The 19,629-nt window shown below is 46.6% G+C and carries 20 protein-coding genes; 6 read left to right on the top strand and 14 right to left on the bottom strand.

The window, feature by feature from the left end; genetic code table 11:
- Positions 1 to 22: 22 nt before the first annotated feature.
- Positions 23 to 742: a tRNA (guanosine(46)-N7)-methyltransferase TrmB gene (gene trmB, locus FKN93_RS06965; RefSeq protein ID WP_154169244.1), complete on the top strand. Its 720-nt coding sequence runs from the start codon at positions 23 to 25 to the stop codon at positions 740 to 742.
- 191 nt (positions 743 to 933) lie between these two features.
- Positions 934 to 1,854 (top strand): glutaminase B, encoded by a 921-nt coding sequence (glsB, locus tag FKN93_RS06960; protein ID WP_154169242.1) that lies wholly within the window; start codon positions 934 to 936, stop codon positions 1,852 to 1,854.
- Positions 1,855 to 1,910: 56 nt separating this feature from the next.
- Here the strand turns inward: glsB and hemW are convergent, their stop codons facing one another.
- The 6 genes from hemW to FKN93_RS06930 all read right to left on the bottom strand — a co-directional run bounded on the left by hemW (position 1,911) and on the right by FKN93_RS06930 (position 6,292).
- Positions 1,911 to 3,080, bottom strand: coding sequence for a radical SAM family heme chaperone HemW (gene hemW / locus FKN93_RS06955; protein ID WP_170904737.1), 1,170 nt, complete (start codon positions 3,078 to 3,080; stop codon positions 1,911 to 1,913).
- On the bottom strand, positions 3,074 to 3,679 hold the full coding sequence (locus tag FKN93_RS06950; protein WP_158137781.1) for an XTP/dITP diphosphatase: 606 nt from the start codon (positions 3,677 to 3,679) through the stop codon (positions 3,074 to 3,076). The genes hemW and FKN93_RS06950 overlap by 7 nt, the downstream gene beginning before the upstream one ends.
- A 92-nt stretch (positions 3,680 to 3,771) precedes the next feature.
- The gene (gene yggU / locus FKN93_RS06945; protein ID WP_004396060.1) at positions 3,772 to 4,065 is read right to left on the bottom strand and encodes a DUF167 family protein YggU; all 294 of its coding nucleotides are present in this window, start codon (positions 4,063 to 4,065) and stop codon (positions 3,772 to 3,774) included.
- On the bottom strand, positions 4,065 to 4,622 hold the full coding sequence (locus FKN93_RS06940; protein ID WP_170904736.1) for a YggT family protein: 558 nt from the start codon (positions 4,620 to 4,622) through the stop codon (positions 4,065 to 4,067). The genes yggU and FKN93_RS06940 overlap by 1 nt, the downstream gene beginning before the upstream one ends.
- A gap of 52 nt (positions 4,623 to 4,674) precedes the next feature.
- Complete coding sequence (gene proC, locus FKN93_RS06935; protein WP_004396058.1) at positions 4,675 to 5,493, bottom strand: pyrroline-5-carboxylate reductase; 819 nt, start codon at positions 5,491 to 5,493, stop codon at positions 4,675 to 4,677.
- An 82-nt stretch (positions 5,494 to 5,575) separates the two neighbouring features.
- Positions 5,576 to 6,292: a YggS family pyridoxal phosphate-dependent enzyme gene (locus FKN93_RS06930; RefSeq protein WP_154169238.1), complete on the bottom strand. Its 717-nt coding sequence runs from the start codon at positions 6,290 to 6,292 to the stop codon at positions 5,576 to 5,578.
- 26 nt (positions 6,293 to 6,318) lie between these two features.
- Here FKN93_RS06930 and FKN93_RS06925 point away from each other — a divergent pair, with 26 nt between their 5' ends.
- Positions 6,319 to 7,356, top strand: a complete 1,038-nt coding sequence (locus tag FKN93_RS06925) for a type IV pilus twitching motility protein PilT (protein WP_170904735.1) — start codon at positions 6,319 to 6,321, stop codon at positions 7,354 to 7,356.
- Positions 7,357 to 7,366: 10 nt separating this feature from the next.
- Positions 7,367 to 8,473, top strand: a complete 1,107-nt coding sequence (locus tag FKN93_RS06920) for a PilT/PilU family type 4a pilus ATPase (protein WP_158144300.1) — start codon at positions 7,367 to 7,369, stop codon at positions 8,471 to 8,473.
- Between the two features lie 2 nt (positions 8,474 to 8,475).
- Here the strand turns inward: FKN93_RS06920 and ruvX are convergent, their stop codons facing one another.
- From ruvX to metK, 7 genes are all read right to left on the bottom strand, one after another.
- Positions 8,476 to 8,901, bottom strand: a complete 426-nt coding sequence (ruvX, locus tag FKN93_RS06915) for a Holliday junction resolvase RuvX (RefSeq protein WP_004396054.1) — start codon at positions 8,899 to 8,901, stop codon at positions 8,476 to 8,478.
- A 60-nt stretch (positions 8,902 to 8,961) separates the two neighbouring features.
- Positions 8,962 to 9,525 carry a YqgE/AlgH family protein gene (locus tag FKN93_RS06910; RefSeq protein WP_040904706.1) on the bottom strand — a complete coding sequence of 188 codons (564 nt, stop codon included), beginning with the start codon at positions 9,523 to 9,525 and terminating at the stop codon, positions 8,962 to 8,964.
- 39 nt (positions 9,526 to 9,564) lie between these two features.
- Positions 9,565 to 10,521: a glutathione synthase gene (gene gshB / locus FKN93_RS06905; RefSeq protein ID WP_158137782.1), complete on the bottom strand. Its 957-nt coding sequence runs from the start codon at positions 10,519 to 10,521 to the stop codon at positions 9,565 to 9,567.
- A gap of 14 nt (positions 10,522 to 10,535) precedes the next feature.
- Complete coding sequence (rsmE, locus tag FKN93_RS06900; RefSeq protein ID WP_154169232.1) at positions 10,536 to 11,267, bottom strand: 16S rRNA (uracil(1498)-N(3))-methyltransferase; 732 nt, start codon at positions 11,265 to 11,267, stop codon at positions 10,536 to 10,538.
- A 300-nt stretch (positions 11,268 to 11,567) separates the two neighbouring features.
- Positions 11,568 to 12,281 carry an endonuclease gene (locus tag FKN93_RS06895; RefSeq protein ID WP_161439132.1) on the bottom strand — a complete coding sequence of 238 codons (714 nt, stop codon included), beginning with the start codon at positions 12,279 to 12,281 and terminating at the stop codon, positions 11,568 to 11,570.
- 85 nt (positions 12,282 to 12,366) lie between these two features.
- Entirely contained in the window at positions 12,367 to 12,855 is a 489-nt protein-coding gene (locus FKN93_RS06890; RefSeq protein WP_158137784.1) for a SprT family zinc-dependent metalloprotease, read from the bottom strand.
- Positions 12,856 to 12,948: 93 nt separating this feature from the next.
- Positions 12,949 to 14,103, bottom strand: coding sequence for a methionine adenosyltransferase (metK, locus tag FKN93_RS06885; protein ID WP_154169230.1), 1,155 nt, complete (start codon positions 14,101 to 14,103; stop codon positions 12,949 to 12,951).
- A gap of 444 nt (positions 14,104 to 14,547) precedes the next feature.
- On the opposite strand from metK, the gene tkt reads away from it, so the two are divergent.
- The gene (tkt, locus tag FKN93_RS06880) at positions 14,548 to 16,542 is read left to right on the top strand and encodes a transketolase (RefSeq protein WP_170904734.1); all 1,995 of its coding nucleotides are present in this window, start codon (positions 14,548 to 14,550) and stop codon (positions 16,540 to 16,542) included.
- A gap of 74 nt (positions 16,543 to 16,616) precedes the next feature.
- On the opposite strand, the gene FKN93_RS06875 is transcribed toward tkt, so the two are convergent.
- The gene (locus FKN93_RS06875) at positions 16,617 to 17,519 is read right to left on the bottom strand and encodes a LysR family transcriptional regulator (RefSeq protein ID WP_158144297.1); all 903 of its coding nucleotides are present in this window, start codon (positions 17,517 to 17,519) and stop codon (positions 16,617 to 16,619) included.
- A 142-nt stretch (positions 17,520 to 17,661) separates the two neighbouring features.
- Between FKN93_RS06875 and FKN93_RS06870 the strand changes: the two genes are divergently transcribed.
- Complete coding sequence (locus FKN93_RS06870; RefSeq protein ID WP_158137786.1) at positions 17,662 to 19,617, top strand: TonB-dependent receptor; 1,956 nt, start codon at positions 17,662 to 17,664, stop codon at positions 19,615 to 19,617.
- Positions 19,618 to 19,629 lie beyond the last annotated feature (12 nt).

The following is a 19,629-nucleotide window of genomic DNA, read 5'->3' as shown; positions in this document are numbered from 1 at the left end:
AAAAAATAGACAGGCAATCGCAATGAGTGAAGTTACCACCAATCAATTGACAGAAGATGGCAAAGTGCTACGTAGAATCCGTAGTTTTGTGCGTCGTGAAGGTCGACTAACCAAAGGTCAAGAAGCGGCGATGAAAGCCTGCTGGCCAACCATGGGGATTGATTATCAAACCGAGTTACTGGATTGGGCTCAGGTGTTTGGTAACCAAAATCCAGTGGTGTTAGAAATTGGGTTTGGCATGGGAGCCTCATTGGTTGAAATGGCAAAAAATGCCCCACATAAAAATTTCATTGGTATTGAAGTGCATAGCCCTGGTGTTGGTGCTTGTTTGGCTTCCGCCCGCGATGCTGGTGTGACTAACTTACGAGTGATGTGCCACGATGCGGTTGAAGTTTTTGCTAACATGATCCCTGATAATAGCTTGGCGACGCTACAACTGTTTTTTCCTGATCCTTGGCATAAAAAACGTCACCATAAGCGCCGTATTGTGCAGTTAGAGTTTGCAGAAATGGTGCGACAAAAACTGATCGTTGGCGAAGGGGTATTTCATATGGCAACGGACTGGGAAAATTACGCTGAGCATATGATTGAAGTGATGAATCAAGCACCTGGTTATCGTAATCTCGCCCTGGAAGGGGATTATATTCCACGTCCAGAAGAGCGTCCGTTAACCAAGTTTGAACAGCGCGGCCATCGCCTAGGCCATGGCGTATGGGATATTAAATTCCAACGAGTGAGTTAACCTGTCCTACCAGTTTATGCTGGACAAGTATCAAGCTCGGCAAGATACTGCTTAGAACTTAGCCAACATGGTTTATCGTGTTGGCTTTTTTGACTCTCCCTACATTAAAAATCTGTTGGGCGATGAGACGGTAACTCATTTGGCCGTTCCATTGTTTTCAGCGGCAATAATAATAAAAGTAAACTCAGACTATGAAACCAAGCTCCGCTATTTTAGCGACCATTCTCGATGAAGTTCGTCCATTGATTGGACAAGGCAAAGTGGCTAACTACATTCCCGCTCTGGCCCAAGTGGCGAGCGATAAACTCGGTATCGCGGTTTACACTAACCAAGGCGAGATCTTTGCTGCTGGTGATGCGCAGGAGGGATTTTCCATCCAATCGATTTCCAAAGCGTTAAGTTTAACCTTGGCGATGGGTTTATATCAGCCAGAGGAGCTGTGGCAGCGGGTTGGCAAAGAGCCTTCTGGACAAGCTTTTAATTCATTGATTCAGCTGGAAATGGAGCAGGGCATCCCGCGTAATCCATTTATTAATGCCGGAGCGATTGTGATCGCGGATATGCTTTATAGCCGCTTATCCGCCCCTCGCCAGCGTTTGCTGGAATTTGTGCGTCAGTTAAGTGGTGAAGAGCAGATCATCTATGACAAAGTGGTGGCAGCGTCGGAAATGATGCACAGTGATCGTAATGCTTCGATTGCTTATTTAATGCGCTCGTTTGGTAATTTTGAAAACGAAGTGATTCCGGTCTTAAATAACTATTTTCACGCTTGTGCACTAAAAATGAGCTGTGTTGAATTAGCGAAAACATTCAGCTATTTGGCCAACAAAGGGGTCTCGGTACACACGGGGCAGCGCGTGGTTAGTGTGACGCAAAGTAAGCAAATCAATGCGTTATTAGCTACCTGTGGTCTTTATGATGGTGCGGGTGAATTTGCTTATCGAGTGGGCATGCCGGGTAAATCGGGGGTCGGTGGTGGCATCATCGCTATTGTGCCCGGTGAAATGACCATTGCGGTTTGGTCTCCTGAGCTTGATCCATCAGGTAATTCGTTAGCGGGCACTAAAGCGCTGGAGCTGTTGTCCGAGCGCATTGGCCGCTCAATTTTCTAGCTGATTAAAATGGCTACTGGCAATCATTCGATTGTCAGTAGCGAGTTGTTGTTGAGTTACTCTTCAGCCATAAATGCCGCCAGTAAATCATTCAAAAATAACTTACCATGTTCAGTGATCTGCCACGAAGTCGCATCTTGGGTTAAGTAATTCATCTCACACGCCCATTGGATGGTTGGCTCAATTACACTTAACGCTAGCCCTGTGGTGGTGGTGAAATCTTGTTTTGGACACGCTTCGAGCAGACGAAATCGGTTCATGAAAAATTCAAAAGGGCGATCGCCGGCGGCAACGAGCTGTTCATCACTCAAATAAGGCTTCACCATATTTTGATAAGCCGCTAAGTAACCACGTGGATGTTTCACTTTAGTGGTGCGAATAATTCGGCCATCAGCAAAGCTCAATTTACCGTGCGCTCCACAGCCAATGCCCAGATAGTCACCAAATCGCCAGTAATTGAGGTTATGTTGGCATTGATAACCAGGCTTACTGTAGCCAGAGATTTCATATTGTACATAACCTGCCTCAGTGAGTTTTTGATGGCCAAGTTCAAAAATATCCCACAGTGCATCATCATCGGGCAGAGTGGGGGGCTTAGAATAAAACAGCGTATTAGGTTCAATGGTTAATTGATACCAAGACAGGTGAGGAGGATTTAACGCTATCGCTTGGTCTAAATCATCCAAGGCTTGCGCTAGGCTTTGATCGGGCAGGCCGTGCATTAAATCCAAATTAAAGCTTTTTAAACCAATGGCATGCGCCAGTTTTGCCGCACGTACTGCCTCTTGTTGGCCATGAATACGACCTAAGTGGGCTAACTTCTCGGTGGCAAAGCTTTGTACGCCAATCGAGATTCGAGTGACGCCTGCGAGGCGATAAGCCGCGAAACGCTCAGCTTCAATCGTACCAGGGTTGGCTTCCATGGTGATCTCAATCTCAGGTTGAAACGGAATGCGCGCGGCAATGCCGTCAATCAAATCTTGGATGCCTTGTGGTGAAATTAAGCTCGGCGTCCCCCCGCCGATAAAGATCGAATGCAATCGCCTTGGATCGTTAGCAAGCTGATAGCGCTCAATATCACGATCCAGATCTTCCAGTAGTGCAGCGATATATTGCGTTTCAGGGATCTCTTCTTTTAAGGCGTGAGAGTTAAAATCGCAATAAGGGCATTTTTGTACGCACCACGGGATATGGGCGTACAAGCTCAACTTGGGCGGTGTTAGCATGAGGCGCGTTGCTCTTTTAAGGCTTGGAACAGTAATTGTAGAGCTTTAGCGCGATGAGAGAGCTGCTTTTTACGGGCGGCAGGTAACTGGGCAGAAGCGCAGTTTTCTTCGGGAACCCAGAAAATGGGATCGTAACCAAAGCCATGCTCACCACGAGGCTCAGTTAAGATTTCACCTTGCCACTGACCATGACAAACCAGAGGTGTTGGGTCGTTAGCATGACGCAGATAGACTAAAACACAGTGAAAGCGAGCGGTTCTCTGTTCACTCGGCACACCTTCTAAGCGGGTTAATAACTTTTGCAGGTTATCGTTATCTGAAGCATTGGCTCCGGCATAGCGCGCAGAATAAATGCCCGGTGCGCCATCAAGATAGTCAACCTCGAGTCCAGAATCATCGGCAATCGCTGGTAGACCAGTAAGGGCAGCGGCATGACGTGCTTTGATGATGGCATTTTCAATAAAGGTTAAGCCTGTTTCATCAGCATCTGGCACATTTAATTCACTTTGTGCGATAACCTCAAAACCGAAATCGGCTAATAAATCGGCCATTTCCGCGACTTTTCCTCGGTTACCAGTGGCTAAAACAATCTTATTCATAAATCTCTCACGTCTGAATAGGGAGCTCGATGAGACTTGTCGTCATCGCTAACGGTTATTGTACAACAGTTCGGAGAAAAAAATTCCCCACATTAAGTGGGGAACAGAGCTTGAATTTCGGCAGGGATCACCGTAGGTGAGAGGATGCGTACTTGTTTATGCCGCCCTAGCTGGCCTTTTTCTATTTCAACCGCGCTTTTCGATACTTTACACAGTTTGGCAAGATAGCGGCTTAAATGGGCATTCGCTTTTCCATCAACAGGTGGCGCAGTGATGGCTATTTTGAGCTCATCACCGTGCTGCCCCACTAAACTATCGCGGCTGGCTTTAGGTTGGACATAAATCCGCAGGCAAAGATCTTGCCCATCAAGCCAAGCGATTGACATTACAACTGATACCAAATGGGGCCAATGAAATCACCCATTAAAAAGTTAGCGAATTGTAGAATAATAAACAGCACTAAAATGCTTAAATCGAAACCACCCATCGCTGGGATGATCCGGCGAATAGGGCTTAGCATAGGTTCGGTTAATTGATGGAAAACAAACTCTATTGGGCTACGTCCTTGGCTGACCCAGCTCAAAATTGCCCGGATCAGTAAGATCCAAAACAGTAATCCACCGGCTGCTTTGACTAAAGACAATAATCCAAACCATAAGAAATCGAGACTGAAGACCATCGCACCTTTAGAGACTATCAGGATCAGGACGACGAATTTGAGCACCGATAACACATAAGCAAAGAGGATGGTGGCAAGGTCCAGATTACCCACCGAGGGGATCATTCGACGTAATGGCGCAACCACGGGTTGAGTGGTTTTGACAATAAATTGTGAAAACGGATTATAAAAATCGGCGCGAGCGGCTTGTAGCCAAACACGCAGAATAACCACCATGATATAGATATCAAACAAGGTGGAGATTAAAAAGCTCATAGCATTCATGAGAAAGCCCTTATGATAAATTAATGAATAGAGTACTGAAATGGCGGTCTATTTAAAATAGTTTTTCCATCTCTTGCGCACGATGGACTGCGGCACGCATGGCCTTAGCAACGATATCCGATAGCTGATGCTGCTCAAAGGTTGCGATAGCTTGTGCTGTCGTGCCTCCTTTGGACGTCACTTGCTCACGTAAGGTTGCTAGCTCTAGCTGCGGGTTTGCTGCAACCATCTGCGCTGCGCCTAACGCCGACTGCTCCACCAATAAGCGTGCGGTTTGCTTATCAAATCCCTGAGCGATTGCCTCGGCTTGCATGGCTTCCATAAACAAGAAAAAGTAGGCCGGTGCGCTACCTGCGGCGGCGATGACACTATTGATTGCTGATTCTTCACTCACCCAGCAAGTTTTTCCCACCGAACTCATCAACTGCTCAGTGAAGTTTTTGTCACTTTCACTTGCCTCTGGTGCGGCAAATAACCCTGCCATGCCTTGATTAACCAATGAGGGGGTGTTTGGCATCACCCGTACTAACGCAGGTTGAGTATTGAGCAATTGTTGCAAGCGCGCTACCGAAATCCCCGCGGCGATAGAAATAACTAATTTATTTGACCAATCAATAGCTTGCATTGGTTGACATACTTCAGCCATTAATTGAGGTTTTACCGCCAGCACCACGACATCCGCTTGCTGAGCGGCGGCGAGATTATCGCTGGTGGTTTTAATCGCATACTGAGTATGTAACGAGGCTAAGTTGGCTTGGGACGGCGCACTGGCAATGATCCGCTGCGCTGGATAACCACTGGCAATCAGGCCAGCGATGATCGCATGAGCCATATTTCCTGCGCCAATAAAAGCAATCGTTCTTTGTTCCATAATGATGTTCTATCCTACAGTTGGCTACTCTGGTGGTAGCGGGTCATTGTTCGACGAAAAGTAAACCTGCTTTGAGCAAGGATCATGGTTTCGTTGAGGTTGGATAATCGCGCTGGCCAAAAATCGCCGTTCCAATGCGTACCATCGTACTTCCGGCTTCGATGGCCGCTTGCATATCACCACTCATCCCCATTGATAGAGTATCCAGTGCTGGATAGCGTTCCCTTAAGCGTGCTTGCAGGTCAGCTAAGCGCTGAAAAGCAACCAATTGCTCAGCATAATCAGCGACGTTCTCCGGAATGGACATCAACCCTCTTAATGTGAGGTTCGGTAGTTCAGAAATCAACTCTGCTAAGGGAAACAACGCTTGCTCACTAATACCGGATTTTGAGGTTTCACCACTGGTGTTTACCTGAATTAAGACCTGTAACGGTGCTTTGTGAGCCGGACGTTGCTCACTCAGTCGCTGAGCGATTTTTGCTCTATCCACGGTGTGCATCCAGTCAAAATGTTCGGCAATAAGACGAGTTTTATTGGATTGCAATGGGCCAATAAAATGCCATTCTAAATCGAGTTGTGGATGATGCTCAGCAAAATAGCGAATTTTATTCACCCCTTCTTGAACATAGTTTTCTCCAAAAGCAAGTTGCCCAGCAAGGGCTGCTTCGAGAATTGCCTCGACAGGTTTGGTTTTACTGACCGCTAAAAGTTGCACAGAGCTTGGAGAGCGACCACACTTTTGTTGTGCGCTCTTAATCTGTGAGGTGATCTGTTCAATGTTTTGTTGAATACTACTCATGGCTCGACTTTATTAAGGAAAAATAAATGGATATCTCAGAGTTACTGGATTTTAGTGTAAAGCATAATGCGTCAGATCTACATCTTTCTGCAGGTGTTCCGCCCATGGTCCGGATTGATGGTGAAGTCCGTAAGCTGGGAGTGCCTGCTTTTAGTCATGCTGACGTGCATCGATTAATCTTTGCCATCATGAATGATGCCCAGCGCAGTGAATATGAAGAGCGCCTCGAAGTCGATTTTTCCTTTGAGCTACCGAATGTGGGACGTTTTCGGGTTAATGCCTTTCATCAGTCGCGCGGCAGCTCCGCCGTATTTCGAACGATTCCTACAGTGATCCCAACGTTGGATCAGTTGAATGCTCCGGAGATCTTTCGAAAAATATCCAATTATGAGAAAGGGTTAGTCCTTGTTACTGGCCCTACTGGATCCGGTAAATCGACAACGTTAGCGGCAATGGTTGATTATATCAATACTCATCATAATAAACACATTTTGACCATTGAAGATCCGATAGAATTTGTGCATAGCAATAATAAGTGTTTGATTAACCAGCGTGAAGTTCATCGTGATACCCATAGTTTTAAAAATGCGTTACGTTCGGCGCTGCGAGAAGACCCTGATGTGATCTTAGTCGGTGAGCTGCGTGATCAAGAGACAATCAGTTTAGCGTTAACCGCCGCTGAAACCGGACATTTAGTGTTTGGTACGCTACACACTAGTTCTGCCGCAAAAACCATTGATCGGATTATCGATGTATTCCCGGGCAGCGATAAAGACATGGTGCGTTCGATGTTATCGGAATCGCTGCGTGCGGTGATTGCGCAAAAACTGTTTAAGCGAGTCGGAGGGGGGCGCGTGGCGTGTCACGAAATTATGTTAGCGACTCCCGCGATTCGTAACTTGATCCGAGAAGATAAAGTCGCACAGATGTATTCGATCATCCAAACGGGCGCTGCGCATGGGATGCAAACTATGGAGCAGCATGCTAAGCAGTTGGTCGCTCAAGGGGTTGTGGATTTACCAGAGGTCCATCAAAAACTCGGTTTAGACAGCTCATCATTCTAAGGAACGCATCATGCAATTGGATCAAATATTACAAGAGATGCTCACCCAAGGGGCGTCCGATCTCTACATCACTGTCGCGGCTCCAATTTTGTATCGCGTTAATGGCGATCTCCAACCTCAGGGGGAAGCGTTAAGTGAAGCTCAGGTCAAAGAGTTGTTATTGCGGATGATGGATAGCGACCGACAAACGGAGTTTAACCAAACGCGTGAGGCCAATTTTGCGATTGTGCGTGATTTTGGCCGTTTCCGAGTCAGTGCCTTTTTTCAGCGTGAGCTACCGGGTGCCGTTATTCGCCGGATCGAAACGCAAATTCCTAGTTTTGATGACTTGCAGTTGCCGGAGGTGCTTAAAGATCTCGCGCTAACCAAGCGGGGTTTAGTGTTAGTGGTAGGTGCGACAGGCTCGGGAAAATCAACCACCATGGCGGCGATGACCGGTTATCGTAATTTGAAAACCCGCGGGCACATTCTTACTGTCGAGGATCCGATTGAATTTGTTCATCCTCATCAAGGCTGTATTGTGACTCAGCGTGAAGTCGGCTTAGATACTGAGAGCTATGAAGTGGCATTGAAAAATTCACTTCGCCAAGCGCCGGACATGATTTTGATTGGTGAAATACGCAGTCGTGAAACCATGGAATACGCGATGACCTTTGCCGAAACTGGGCATTTATGTATGGCAACCTTACACGCCAACAATGCCAACCAAGCCTTAGAGCGTATTTTACATTTGATGCCGAAAGAGAAAAAAGAACAGTTTCTGTTTGATTTATCGATGAACTTAAAAGGAGTGATTGGTCAGCAACTGCTGCGTGATAAACAAGGTAAAGGACGTCATGGCGTGTTTGAGATTTTGCTCAATAGTCCAAGAATGGCGGATTTGATCCGCCGTGGCGATTTGCACGAATTAAAAGCAACCATGGCTAAATCGAAAGAAGTGGGAATGCAAACCTTCGATCAAGCGCTGTATCAATTGGTGATTGACGATAAAATCACTGAGCAAGATGCGCTGCACAGCGCCGACTCAGCCAATGATTTACGCCTTATGCTCAAAACCCAGCGGGGAGAGGGCTACTCTTCTGGTGCGTTGGATAATATTAAGATTGATATGGAGTGAGACTAGTTTGCCCATTGTCTTTCAAACCAGCTTTCTAAGATCACGACCGCTGATTGGCAGTCTATATTGCCTTTACTGAGTGCCTTGTAGCCGCCGTGGGCAAACAGCTCGGAGCGTGCCTCTGCGGTCGATAGGCGTTCATCGTGCAGCTCAACGGGTAAGCCGAAGCGTCCATGTAAGCGGTTAGCAAATTTTTTCGCCCGTGGGGTGATGGTATCTAAATCTTTGCCATGTAAGTCAGTGGGTAAGCCAACCACTAATAGATTGGGTTGCCACTCTTTGATCTGTTTTTCTATCTCATCCCAATTGGGGATGCCATCATTGGCTTTAAAGGCTTTTAATGGCGAGGCCGTTCCGGTAATTTCTTGACCGATAGCACTACCGATACTTTTAGTGCCGAAATCAAAGGCCATAATGGTACGCGACATAATAGACGTCTCATTGCTGTGGCGCATTAACTCGATGGTTAATGCGCCTTAAAGGTTAAGTTAGGCATGGCCTGATTGAGGAGCCAGTTGGGCGGGATTAATGCCTAATTTTTGAATCGCTTTTTGCCATTTTTCATGGACTGGCGTATCAAAGATTAAATCGGCATCCGCTTCAATGGTTAGCCAAGAGTTTTCGGTTAACTCTTGTTCTAATTGGCCTGGAGACCAACCAGAATAACCTAATGCGACAATATAACCATTCGGTTCCGCCTCAGTACCGAGTACACAGAGGATATCTTTCGAAGTGGTTACCGCAATATCGTCGGTCATCTTCATGGTCGACTCATAATGATCTTTCATTCGATGCAGAACAAATCCACGATCTTCGGAAATCGGCCCACCGTTAAAGACCGGTTTCTTTAGGCTTTGCTCTCGAGAGTGTGGGTAAGCGGGCTCGATCTCGACCTGTTTTAGCATCCCACTGACCGTAATATCGATCGGAGCATTGATCATTAGCCCCATTGCACCCTCTTCATTATGTTCGCAGACGTAGATCACGCTGCGTTTGAAGTAAGGATCTTGCATACTGGGCATGGCAACGAGAAAATGATTAGTCAGATTCATCTAATCTTCAATCCTTTGGTATTGAGGAGCGTTAAGCTCCTACATAGATAAGGCCTTAATACGACGTTCAATCGCATCCATCAGCTTGCCGGTAATCGAGATATCAAAAGCGGCTTCGATTTCACGAATACAGGTTGGGCTAGTGACATTGATTTCGGTGAGTTTATCACCAATCACATCAAGACCGACAAAGATCAAGCCTTTTTCTTTTAATGTTGGAGCCACAGCTAACGCAATCGCTTTATCGGTTTCACTCAGTGGTCGAGCTTCTCCCCTTCCTCCAGCCGCTAAGTTACCACGGGTCTCACCTTGAGCAGGAATACGTGCTAAGCAATATGGCATTGGCTCACCATCGACAACTAGGATCCGTTTGTCACCGTTACTGATATCGGGGACAAAGGTTTGTGCCATGCAGTAGGTTTGTCCGTGGTTGGTCAGCGTTTCGATGATCACCGATACGTTAGGATCGCCTTGTTTGATGCGAAAAATCGATGAGCCACCCATACCATCGAGCGGTTTTAAGATCACATCGCCGTGTTGCTCACGAAAGGCTTTAATTTTTTCCGCTTTACGAGTCACCAGTGTGGTAGGCGTTAATTCTGGAAACCAAGCGGTAAATAATTTTTCATTACAATCACGCAGGCTTTGCGGTTTATTGACGATCAGTGTGCCTTCTTCTTCCGCTCTTTCCAGAATATACGTTGCGTAAATATACTCGGTATCAAAAGGGGGATCTTTACGCATCAATACGGCATCAAGATCCGCGAGACGAATGGTTTGCTCAGACTGAAATTGATACCAAGCCGCGGGATCTTCTTTGACGCTGACCACTTTGGTATCCGCCATAGCCACACCTTGTTCTAAGTGCAGATCAGCCATTTCCATGTAATGAATTTGATAACCACGACGCTGTGCTTCAAGCATCATGGCAAAGCTGGAATCTTTTTTAATATTAATTGATGAAATGGGATCCATCACGATGCCAAGTTTAATCATTGAATTTCTCCGAGTTAGCCAAGATCGCCGAAACGAACTTGTAGCGCTGTAATGGCAGTCAGTGCTGCGGTTTCGGTGCGCAATACGCGAGGACCGAGCAGCGTTTCTGCAAAGTGGTATTGTTCGGTCATGGCAATTTCTTGCTCAGATAGGCCACCTTCTGGACCTATCAATAAACGGACGTTGCTTACCGGCTCAGGTAAGGTATTGATCGAATAGGACGCGCGAGGGTGTAAATTGAGTTTAAGTGCCTGACTAGGCTCAGCGCACCAAGCTTCTAATTCCATCACTGGGCGGATGACAGGGATCCGATTTCGGCCACATTGTTCGCAGGCAGCAATCGCTATCTTTTGCCATTGCAGAAGTTTTTTTTCAAAGCGTTTTGGATCCAGTTTTACCCCACAACGCTCTGATAATAAAGGCGTAATAGTATTCACGCCAAGCTCGACCGATTTTTGGATGGTGAATTCCATTTTATCACCACGAGAAATCACTTGCCCAAGATGTAAATTGAGCGGTGATTCAATGCTTTTTTCAATGCGTTGCTGAATGTCAACGGTCAGCTGTTTTTTGCTGATCTCACTGATCACCGCAGGAAATTCAGCATCACTCCCATCAAACAACGTCACCGATTGACCGGGCTGCATACGCAGAACTTTACCGATATGATTGGCGGCGTCGTCACTGAGGGCAAGCGTGCCCAATTGGTGGATAGGGGAGGGATGATAAATTCGAGGAATACGCATGCCAAGTTCCTAATAATTGATGACAAAGCGATACTTTGGTGACTTGAAGATCGCACAGTATGGATAATATTGGTACGTTAAGTGACGGGTTCAAGTCATGGAGTATCCGTGTTACCCGACCGATGTCTTGATAACCACAATCTAGTGATGATAGCTCACCTGATCACCGCGTTGAAGGGAAATATCTTTTTCTGCGGCGTTTGAGGGACGGTCACCGTTTAAGATGCGATGACACTGTCCCTATTCGTTTAAGCGCTCAGCTTGAAGTTTTAGTCATTGTTGTTGATGACGATCTTGGCTCTATTCACGGTGGCGACGAGAACACTGTGTATCAACAAATGGATTAGAGTGACCTTGAATGGTGGTAATGCGTCGGTTACGTTCACACTCCCATTCATCAGCCGGGTATTGATTATCCCAAACCTGCATTAATTGTGCTTGTTGCTTAGATAGCTTAAACCCATAGTGCTGACTCATATACAAATAGGTACGGGCGATAGCGCCACGAGCTCTTGTCGGCGGCATAGCCTTACGCTGAGCAAAGTTAATTTGCATTTCACAGCGACCATACGTCGCGCCATCAATCCCATTCCATTGACTAAAATTGAAGTTAGAGCGATCGCCATTCACTTCACCAATCGCGGGAGTGAGGTTGTGTAAATCGGCCTCCATTTGACGAAATTGCTCATCGTGGCGTGCACAGTGTTTGCGCCCGCCTTCTTGCCAACATTGTAACTGATGACCAAACTGCCAAGCAGGCACCACGTGCTCCCATTCAATTCGATTGGCGCGGGTGGCTTGTTTGCGAACTTCATAGCCACAGCCTTCAAGATCAGGAATACCTCGTTGACCTTGCCAGCTAATCTCACAGCCACAGTAGAAGCTAACCGGATGATCTTGATAAAGTTTAACGGCGATACGTTTGGCTTGAGCAAAAGAAGTTGGGGCAGCAGCGAGGCTACTGGTAGTAAAAACAAATAAACCTAAAATCGACAGCAAACGTAAATAAAACATGGCAAAAGACTGAGATAAGTATGATTTTTCGCAGTCTACCACTCAAAAAATGACTTGCCTATTGATAGATGAATGAGGAGTCGGTTTATCCAGTAAAGACCAGAGGTGTTTGACAGTGGCGGCAATGATAGCTGCTTTGTTGACGTAACACCTTGTTATGACGACGAATTGATAATGAGTGAACTTGACACGCGCAGCGATAAGCAAAGGTTTTACCCTGGACAGAGCCAACATCGAAGCTGTGAGTGGTTCTGGGGGGCAGATTAAACACCTGTGACATAACGGATTGCCATTCACGACCGTGAGGACGTACTCGTCCATAACGTTGATAAGTGATCAGGTGAGCAATTTCATGGGGGATCACTTCATCGATAAAAGCTTGCGGATTTTCAGCCAATAAAATCGGATTTAAGCGAATTTCCCAGCGTTGCAAATAGGCTTTACCTGCGGTTTTACCGCGTAGTTTTAGGCTGAGGTTTGGTCGGGAGAAAGGGGTATTAAAGTATTCTGAGGCCCGTTCAATACAGCGTTGTATTTGCTGCTGGGCACGATAATGCAATTCAAAATTGATCAAAGGACCTCCAATAAAAAACCTCAGACGGATCTGAGGTTTATCCAATCATGGCTTACCACTCGTTGGAGAGTAAGCCATTTCGGCTATGGATAATTATTTTAAACCGGCAAAGTCACGCAATAGGGCAGCTTTATCTGTCGCTTCCCAAGGGAATTCTTCGCGACCAAAGTGACCATAAGCGGCGGTTTTCTTGTAGATCGGCTGTAGTAAGCTGAGCATTTCTTGCAAACCGTAAGGACGTAAGTCGAAGAACTGACGAACCGCTTCAATGATAATATCGTGTGGTACTTTCTCGCTACCGAAGGTTTCTACCATGATCGACGTTGGATCAGCGACCCCAATGGCGTAAGAAAGTTGAATCTCACAGCGATCCGCCAGACCGGCAGCCACAATGTTTTTGGCAACATAGCGAGCAGCGTAAGCGGCTGAACGGTCAACTTTTGATGGATCTTTACCAGAGAAAGCACCACCACCATGACGTGCTGCGCCGCCGTAGGTATCGACGATAATTTTACGACCCGTTAAGCCACAGTCACCCATTGGACCACCAATCACGAAACGACCAGTTGGGTTAATGAAGTATTTGGTGTCTTTGGTTAGCCATTCTGCAGGTAGAACAGGCTTGATGATCTCTTCCATCACGCCTTCACGCAGATCAGCGGTAGAGACGGAATCACAATGCTGAGTAGACAGTACCACAGCATCAATACCGACGATCTTACCTTGGTCATATTGGAAAGTGACCTGAGATTTTGCATCAGGGCGCAACCAAGCTAGGCTACCATTTTTACGCACTTCAGCTTGACGCTGCATTAAACGGTGTGCATAGGTAATCGGTGCAGGCATCAGCACTTCGGTTTCGTTACAAGCGTAACCAAACATGATGCCTTGGTCACCTGCGCCTTGATCTTTAGGATCGGCTTTATCAACGCCTTGGTTGATATCTGGCGACTGTTTACCAATGGTATTGAGTACCGCACAAGAGTTGGCATCAAAGCCCATCTCAGAGTTAACATAACCAATTTCACGTACCGTTTGGCGAGTCAGCTCTTCAATATCCACCCACGCTGACGTCGTTACTTCACCGCCAACCATGACCATTCCGGTTTTGACATAGGTTTCACACGCGACACGAGCTTTTGGATCTTGTTCTAAAATGGCATCAAGAACCGCGTCAGAGATTTGGTCGGCAATTTTATCAGGATGACCTTCTGATACAGATTCAGAAGTAAACAAATGTTTAGCCATGATAGCTCCAATTTTCATATTAGTAGCGACCCGTTATTCGATAAACGCGTCGGTAAAATTGTTCAATATGTAGGCGTTTCTACATCTAGACGTCTATTCTAGTTTTCAATGCTCAAATTACAAGCTCTTTTTTAGTTTATCTTATGGCCAAACGTTTGCTTGGTTTTGTGATGTTTTTATAATTACGATGAAATTTCATGTAACCGATTGCAAAAATCAGCCTAAGAGGCAGTAAAAGGTTTGCAGAGCGTAAGGGGCTTTGCGACAATATTGAGCACTTTTTCTATACCCTTCCCACTTTAAGCGGCGGCGGTTCAGTGATTTGGTTTGCCTTCTATTCAGAGCAATAATGTTGCTGGTAGGAGCGAGAGCACCCATCGTTGATTTGCAACTTTGATTGGTTTGGGAGATCGCTTTTTATTTCATCGCTTTTTAGGAGCTGATATGTCTTCGCGTAAACAACTGGCTAACGCGATTCGTGCGTTAAGCATGGATGGTGTTCAACAAGCTAACTCCGGGCATCCGGGAGCCCCAATGGGCATGGCGGATATCGCTGAAGTGCTGTGGCGCTCACACCTCAACCATAATCCGCACAATCCACAATGGGCTGACCGCGACCGTTTTGTGTTGTCTAACGGCCATGGCTCAATGCTGATTTACTCACTGCTGCACCTAAGTGGTTATGAGTTATCGATTGATGATCTGAAAAACTTTCGTCAGTTGCATTCCAAAACCCCAGGTCATCCAGAATACGGTTACGCGCCAGGTATTGAAACCACGACTGGTCCTCTAGGTCAGGGGATTACTAATGCAGTGGGCATGGCGATGGCTGAAAAAGCGCTCGCGGCTCAGTTCAACAAGCCAGGTCACGACATCGTTGATCACTTTACTTATGTCTTTATGGGTGATGGCTGCTTGATGGAAGGCATTTCTCACGAAGCCTGCTCACTGGCTGGCACGCTTGGCCTTGGTAAGCTTATCGCGTTTTGGGATGACAACGGCATCTCGATTGACGGCCACGTTGAAGGCTGGTTCTCTGATGACACGCCTAAGCGTTTTGAAGCCTATGGCTGGCATGTGATCCCAGCGGTTGATGGTCACGATGCAGAGGCGATTAACGCAGCAATTGAAGCCGCCAAAGCCGATCCTCGTCCAACATTGATCTGTACCAAAACCATCATCGGTTTTGGCTCGCCCAATAAAGCGGGTTCTCATGACTGCCATGGCGCGCCATTAGGCCACGATGAAATTAAAGCGGCGCGTGAATTCTTGGGTTGGCAATACGCTCCATTTGAAATTCCGGCTGATATTTACGCTCAGTGGGACGCCAAAGAAGCGGGCCAAGCTAAAGAAGCGGCTTGGGATGAAAAATTTGCCGCTTACGCTGCCGAGTACCCAGCAGAAGCGACTGAGTTCAAACGCCGTGTTAATGGTGACCTTCCAGCGCAGTGGGAAGAGCAAGCCAATGCGATCATTGCTGAATTACAAGCTAACCCTGCTAATATTGCGTCACGTAAAGCCTCGCAAAATGCCCTTGAAGCGTTCGGTAAATTATTACCAGAATTTATGGGCGGCTCCGCAGACTTAGCGCCATCAAACTTGACCATGTGGTCTGGCTCAAAATCACTCACCGCTGAAGATTTCTCTGGCAACTACATCCATTACGGCGTACGCGAATTTGGTATGACGGCTATTATGAACGGTATCGCGTTGCACGGTGGCTTTGTCCCTTATGGCGCGACCTTCTTAATGTTTATGGAATACGCTCGTAACGCAATGCGTATGGCGGCGCTGATGAAGATCCAAAACATTCAGGTTTATACTCATGACTCGATTGGTTTGGGTGAAGATGGCCCGACTCACCAACCGGTTGAGCAAATCGCTTCACTGCGTTTAACTCCGAATATGAGCACATGGCGTCCCTGTGACCAAGTGGAATCTGCAGTCGCCTGGAAACTGGCGATTGAACGTAAAGAGGCGCCATCAGCGCTGATCTTCTCACGTCAAAACCTCGCTCAGCAGCCTCGCACGGCAGCGCAAGTGGCTGATATCGCCAAAGGTGGTTATATCCTTAAAGATTGCGCTGGCAAACCAGAGCTTATCTTGATTGCGACCGGCTCTGAAGTGGAGCTAGCGGTGAAAGCGGCAGAGCAGCTAACCGCTGAAGGTAAGCACGTTCGCGTGGTTTCAATGCCATCGACCGATGCTTTCGACAAGCAAGATGCAGCGTATCGTGAAGCGGTATTACCTGCAGACGTGACCAAACGTATCGCGATTGAAGCAGGCATTGCGGATTTCTGGTACAAGTACGTTGGTTTTGGCGGCAAGATCATCGGCATGACGACGTTCGGTGAATCGGCACCAGCGGATCAACTGTTCAAAATGTTTGGTTTTACGACTGAAAATGTGGTGAAAACAGCTAACGAACTGTTGGCTTAAACGAACTACTGGCTTAATGGTTGATATTGAGTTCTAACTGAGCCCAGCTTATTTGCTGGGCTTTTTCTATGGAGCTAAGCCGTTTTCCATTCATTAGGGCAAGCATGACGCAAAGCATCAATAAACAAGCGTAAACGCAAAGGGTGACGCCCCGCTGGATAGTAACAAGCCACCTCACTGGGTGGAGATAACCACTCTGGTAAACAAGCAGCAAGACTCCCCGGATGAGCGCGTTCAAAGCCTTCTGCAAACCAAGTGGGTAGCAAGCCAATTCCTCGCCCTTTGGCTATCGCGTCGGCTTGCATGGCTAAGCTATCACTTTGTAAACGACTTTTCAGAGCTGGTAATACCCAGTCTCCTTGAGTTGGATGAGTTAGGGTTAATCCTTCTTGGCGACAGGCGATAAAATCTATCCAAGTATGATTTATAAGCTGCTCAGGATGTTCGGGCTTAGGGTGAGTGGCTAAATAATTTGGAGAAGCGTACGGTGAATAATGCCAATTACCGAGAAGCTCGCGCCGCCATCCAGAGGGGGTGATAGCCCCGATCCAAATCATCAAATCAGGTTCTAACAGGCTATTTTCGGCTACGTAGTGACTGTGTACTCGAATGGTTACTTCGGGGTGTGCCAGCATAAACTCATCGAGAACGTGGCTTATCCACCCTCGGACTAAGTTGGGATGAACGACTAACGTCAGGTTACCGCTGATTTGATTGTTCAGCTCTTGAAGAGCTTCAATACCTTTTGATGCCAATTCAACTAATTGCTCGCTATAAACGGCAAACACTTGTCCGGCCTTAGTTAATGTGAGTCGGTTGCCTTGACGAGTGATCAGCGCTTGTCCTAAATCACTTTCGAGCATAGCAAGCCGTCGACTTAGTGTCGATTTTGGTTGTTCAAGCGCTTTAGCGGCAGCGGTCAGACTTTTGTGCTGACAGAGTGCATGGAAGGCTTTGATAGCACTTAAATCATGCATGATAACAGTGACCTCGTTATTCAATAATCGTGTTGTTCCATATCTGGGACTGACTATTCCATCTGTCGGTCTATCTCAATGATTCAAATTGTGAATAATTCCACTTCGAAATTAATAATCATTATCATTTATGGAGTGGTGAATGTCTAGATTAAATCCAACCCGCGTCGCTTTGGCCGTAGCGTTTGGTCTATTTGCGTCGGTACCAGTGAGTGCTCAGCAAGAGCGTCAAGTTGACGAAACACTGGTCGTGACTGCGTCAGGTTTTGAGCAGGTGGTGAGAAATGCGCCAGCCAGTATCACGGTGATCAGTGCCGAAGAGATGGCCAAGGGCTCATTTAGAGATTTAACCGATGCGTTGCGCTCGGTACCGGGCATTTATATTTCTGGTGGCGGCGCCAGTCAAGACATTAGTATTCGCGGCTTAGATGCTAAATATACGCTGATTTTAGTCGATGGAAAAAGACAAGGCAGCCGTCAAACGCGCCCTAACAGCGATGGACCAGGCATAGAGCAAGGCTGGATCCCACCACTCAATATGATAGAACGAATCGAGGTTGTACGCGGCCCAATGTCTTCGTTGTATGGTTCTGATGCAATGGGCGGGGTGATTAATATTATCACTAAAAAAGTGTCGGATACTTGGAATGGTTCACTTCGTCTAGAAAGCCAACTGCGCGATCGTGGTTATGCCGGTGATAGCCAGCAAGCCAGTGCAACTATCGCTGGTCCTTTGATTGATGGTTTACTTGGGGTTCAGCTTTCTGGTTCCGTTTCTCGACGTGCTGAAGATGACAAAATCGGTTATTACCCTGAACAAGAGATGAACAGTGCCAATGTCCGTTTTGATCTCACCCCGACTGACACGCAAGATATTCGTATCGATATTAATCAAAGTCGTCAACAGCGGGACAGTTCTAAAAAAAGTGCCGAACGTCCATCACAAGGGGATTATGAACGTTCGTATTATGCCCTTTCTCATGAAGGACGTTGGGAGTTTGCAACCAGCCAATTGAGCTATAGTCACGAAAAAACAGACAATGAAAGCCGTCAAATGACGATCACTAACCAAGTGGTTGACGCCAGTTTACAACGTGCGTTTGACGATCATTTCGTGACTGTTGGTGGACAATACTTTAACGAATCGTTGGATGATGCCGGTAACAAATACAATCCTAGCGTAAATTCATTAGAACGTTGGCGCGGTGCCTTTTTCATTGAAGATGAGTGGCAAATGACACAAGACTTTGCCTTAACACTTGGAGCACGTTTTAATCGCGATCAGCATTATGGCAATGAAATTACCCCCCGTGCCTATGCTGTTTGGCAATTAAGTGATCACTGGACGGTAAAAGGTGGTGTGACTAATGGCTTCAGTGCTCCAGGGTTGCGTGAAGTCTCTAGCGATTGGGGACAAGTGACCGGTGGTGGGCGTCGTAATGGGGTGATTTTAGGCAACCCTGATCTCAAACCTGAAAAAACATTGAACCAAGAAATTGCGATCTTCTATCAGCTACCAACAGGGTTTCAAGCATCACTCAGCTTATTTAATACCGACTTTAAAGATAAAGTGTTGATTACCACTCTATGTGATGATGCCAGCAACGGTGGAGGATGTGTTTCACCTTCAGGCAGTCAGCATGATTTTATTCAGCAACGAGAAAATGTCGATAAAGCACGGATTCAAGGGATAGAAACCAGTTTTAAAATACCAGTCATGGAACAACTCGCTCTATCGGCCAACTATACCTTTACGGACTCAGAGCAGCGCAGTGGGGCGAATCGTGGCGATCCATTAAGTCGAACTCCACGCCATCAAGCATCGATCAATTTAGATTGGGATGCCAGTGAGCAGCTAACGTTTTGGACACATGCCAAATACAAAGGCAGTGAATATGCGATTGTGCGAGGCGGGGCTGTTGGAGATAAATACGATGCTTACCAAACCTTAGATATTGGTGGTAATTATCAAGTCAACAAAGAGACACGTTTACTGTTTGGTATCTATAACCTCACCGATACCGATATTTCACAAGATAAACATGGCAAAGTGCTGGATGGACGCAGCTACTGGATAGGGGCGGATATCAGTTTCTAAAAGCGTTATACC

It is taken from the genome of Vibrio sp. A8-1, from assembly GCF_013048685.1.
Classification (GTDB): Bacteria; Pseudomonadota; Gammaproteobacteria; order Enterobacterales; family Vibrionaceae; genus Vibrio; species Vibrio metschnikovii.
Note: the sequence above shows the minus strand (reverse complement) of the source record. Positions and strands in the feature narration are given on the sequence as shown.

Coding starts and splice junctions, on each gene's coding strand:
- FKN93_RS06870 (WP_158137786.1), top strand. CDS start 17,662: ATGTCTAGATTAAATCCAACCCGCGTCGCTTTGGCCGTAGCGTTTGGT.
- tkt (WP_170904734.1), top strand. CDS start 14,548: ATGTCTTCGCGTAAACAACTGGCTAACGCGATTCGTGCGTTAAGCATG.
- FKN93_RS06930 (WP_154169238.1), bottom strand. CDS start 6,292: ATGAGTAGTATTCAACAAAACATTGAACAGATCACCTCACAGATTAAG.
- FKN93_RS06895 (WP_161439132.1), bottom strand. CDS start 12,281: ATGTTTTATTTACGTTTGCTGTCGATTTTAGGTTTATTTGTTTTTACT.
- gshB (WP_158137782.1), bottom strand. CDS start 10,521: ATGATTAAACTTGGCATCGTGATGGATCCCATTTCATCAATTAATATT.
- proC (WP_004396058.1), bottom strand. CDS start 5,493: ATGGAACAAAGAACGATTGCTTTTATTGGCGCAGGAAATATGGCTCAT.
- FKN93_RS06875 (WP_158144297.1), bottom strand. CDS start 17,519: ATGCATGATTTAAGTGCTATCAAAGCCTTCCATGCACTCTGTCAGCAC.
- metK (WP_154169230.1), bottom strand. CDS start 14,103: ATGGCTAAACATTTGTTTACTTCTGAATCTGTATCAGAAGGTCATCCT.
- hemW (WP_170904737.1), bottom strand. CDS start 3,080: ATGCTAACACCGCCCAAGTTGAGCTTGTACGCCCATATCCCGTGGTGC.
- FKN93_RS06920 (WP_158144300.1), top strand. CDS start 7,367: ATGCAATTGGATCAAATATTACAAGAGATGCTCACCCAAGGGGCGTCC.
- glsB (WP_154169242.1), top strand. CDS start 934: ATGAAACCAAGCTCCGCTATTTTAGCGACCATTCTCGATGAAGTTCGT.
- trmB (WP_154169244.1), top strand. CDS start 23: ATGAGTGAAGTTACCACCAATCAATTGACAGAAGATGGCAAAGTGCTA.
- FKN93_RS06950 (WP_158137781.1), bottom strand. CDS start 3,679: ATGAATAAGATTGTTTTAGCCACTGGTAACCGAGGAAAAGTCGCGGAA.
- rsmE (WP_154169232.1), bottom strand. CDS start 11,267: ATGCGTATTCCTCGAATTTATCATCCCTCCCCTATCCACCAATTGGGC.
- FKN93_RS06910 (WP_040904706.1), bottom strand. CDS start 9,525: ATGAATCTGACTAATCATTTTCTCGTTGCCATGCCCAGTATGCAAGAT.
- ruvX (WP_004396054.1), bottom strand. CDS start 8,901: ATGTCGCGTACCATTATGGCCTTTGATTTCGGCACTAAAAGTATCGGT.
- FKN93_RS06925 (WP_170904735.1), top strand. CDS start 6,319: ATGGATATCTCAGAGTTACTGGATTTTAGTGTAAAGCATAATGCGTCA.
- FKN93_RS06940 (WP_170904736.1), bottom strand. CDS start 4,622: ATGAATGCTATGAGCTTTTTAATCTCCACCTTGTTTGATATCTATATC.
- yggU (WP_004396060.1), bottom strand. CDS start 4,065: ATGTCAATCGCTTGGCTTGATGGGCAAGATCTTTGCCTGCGGATTTAT.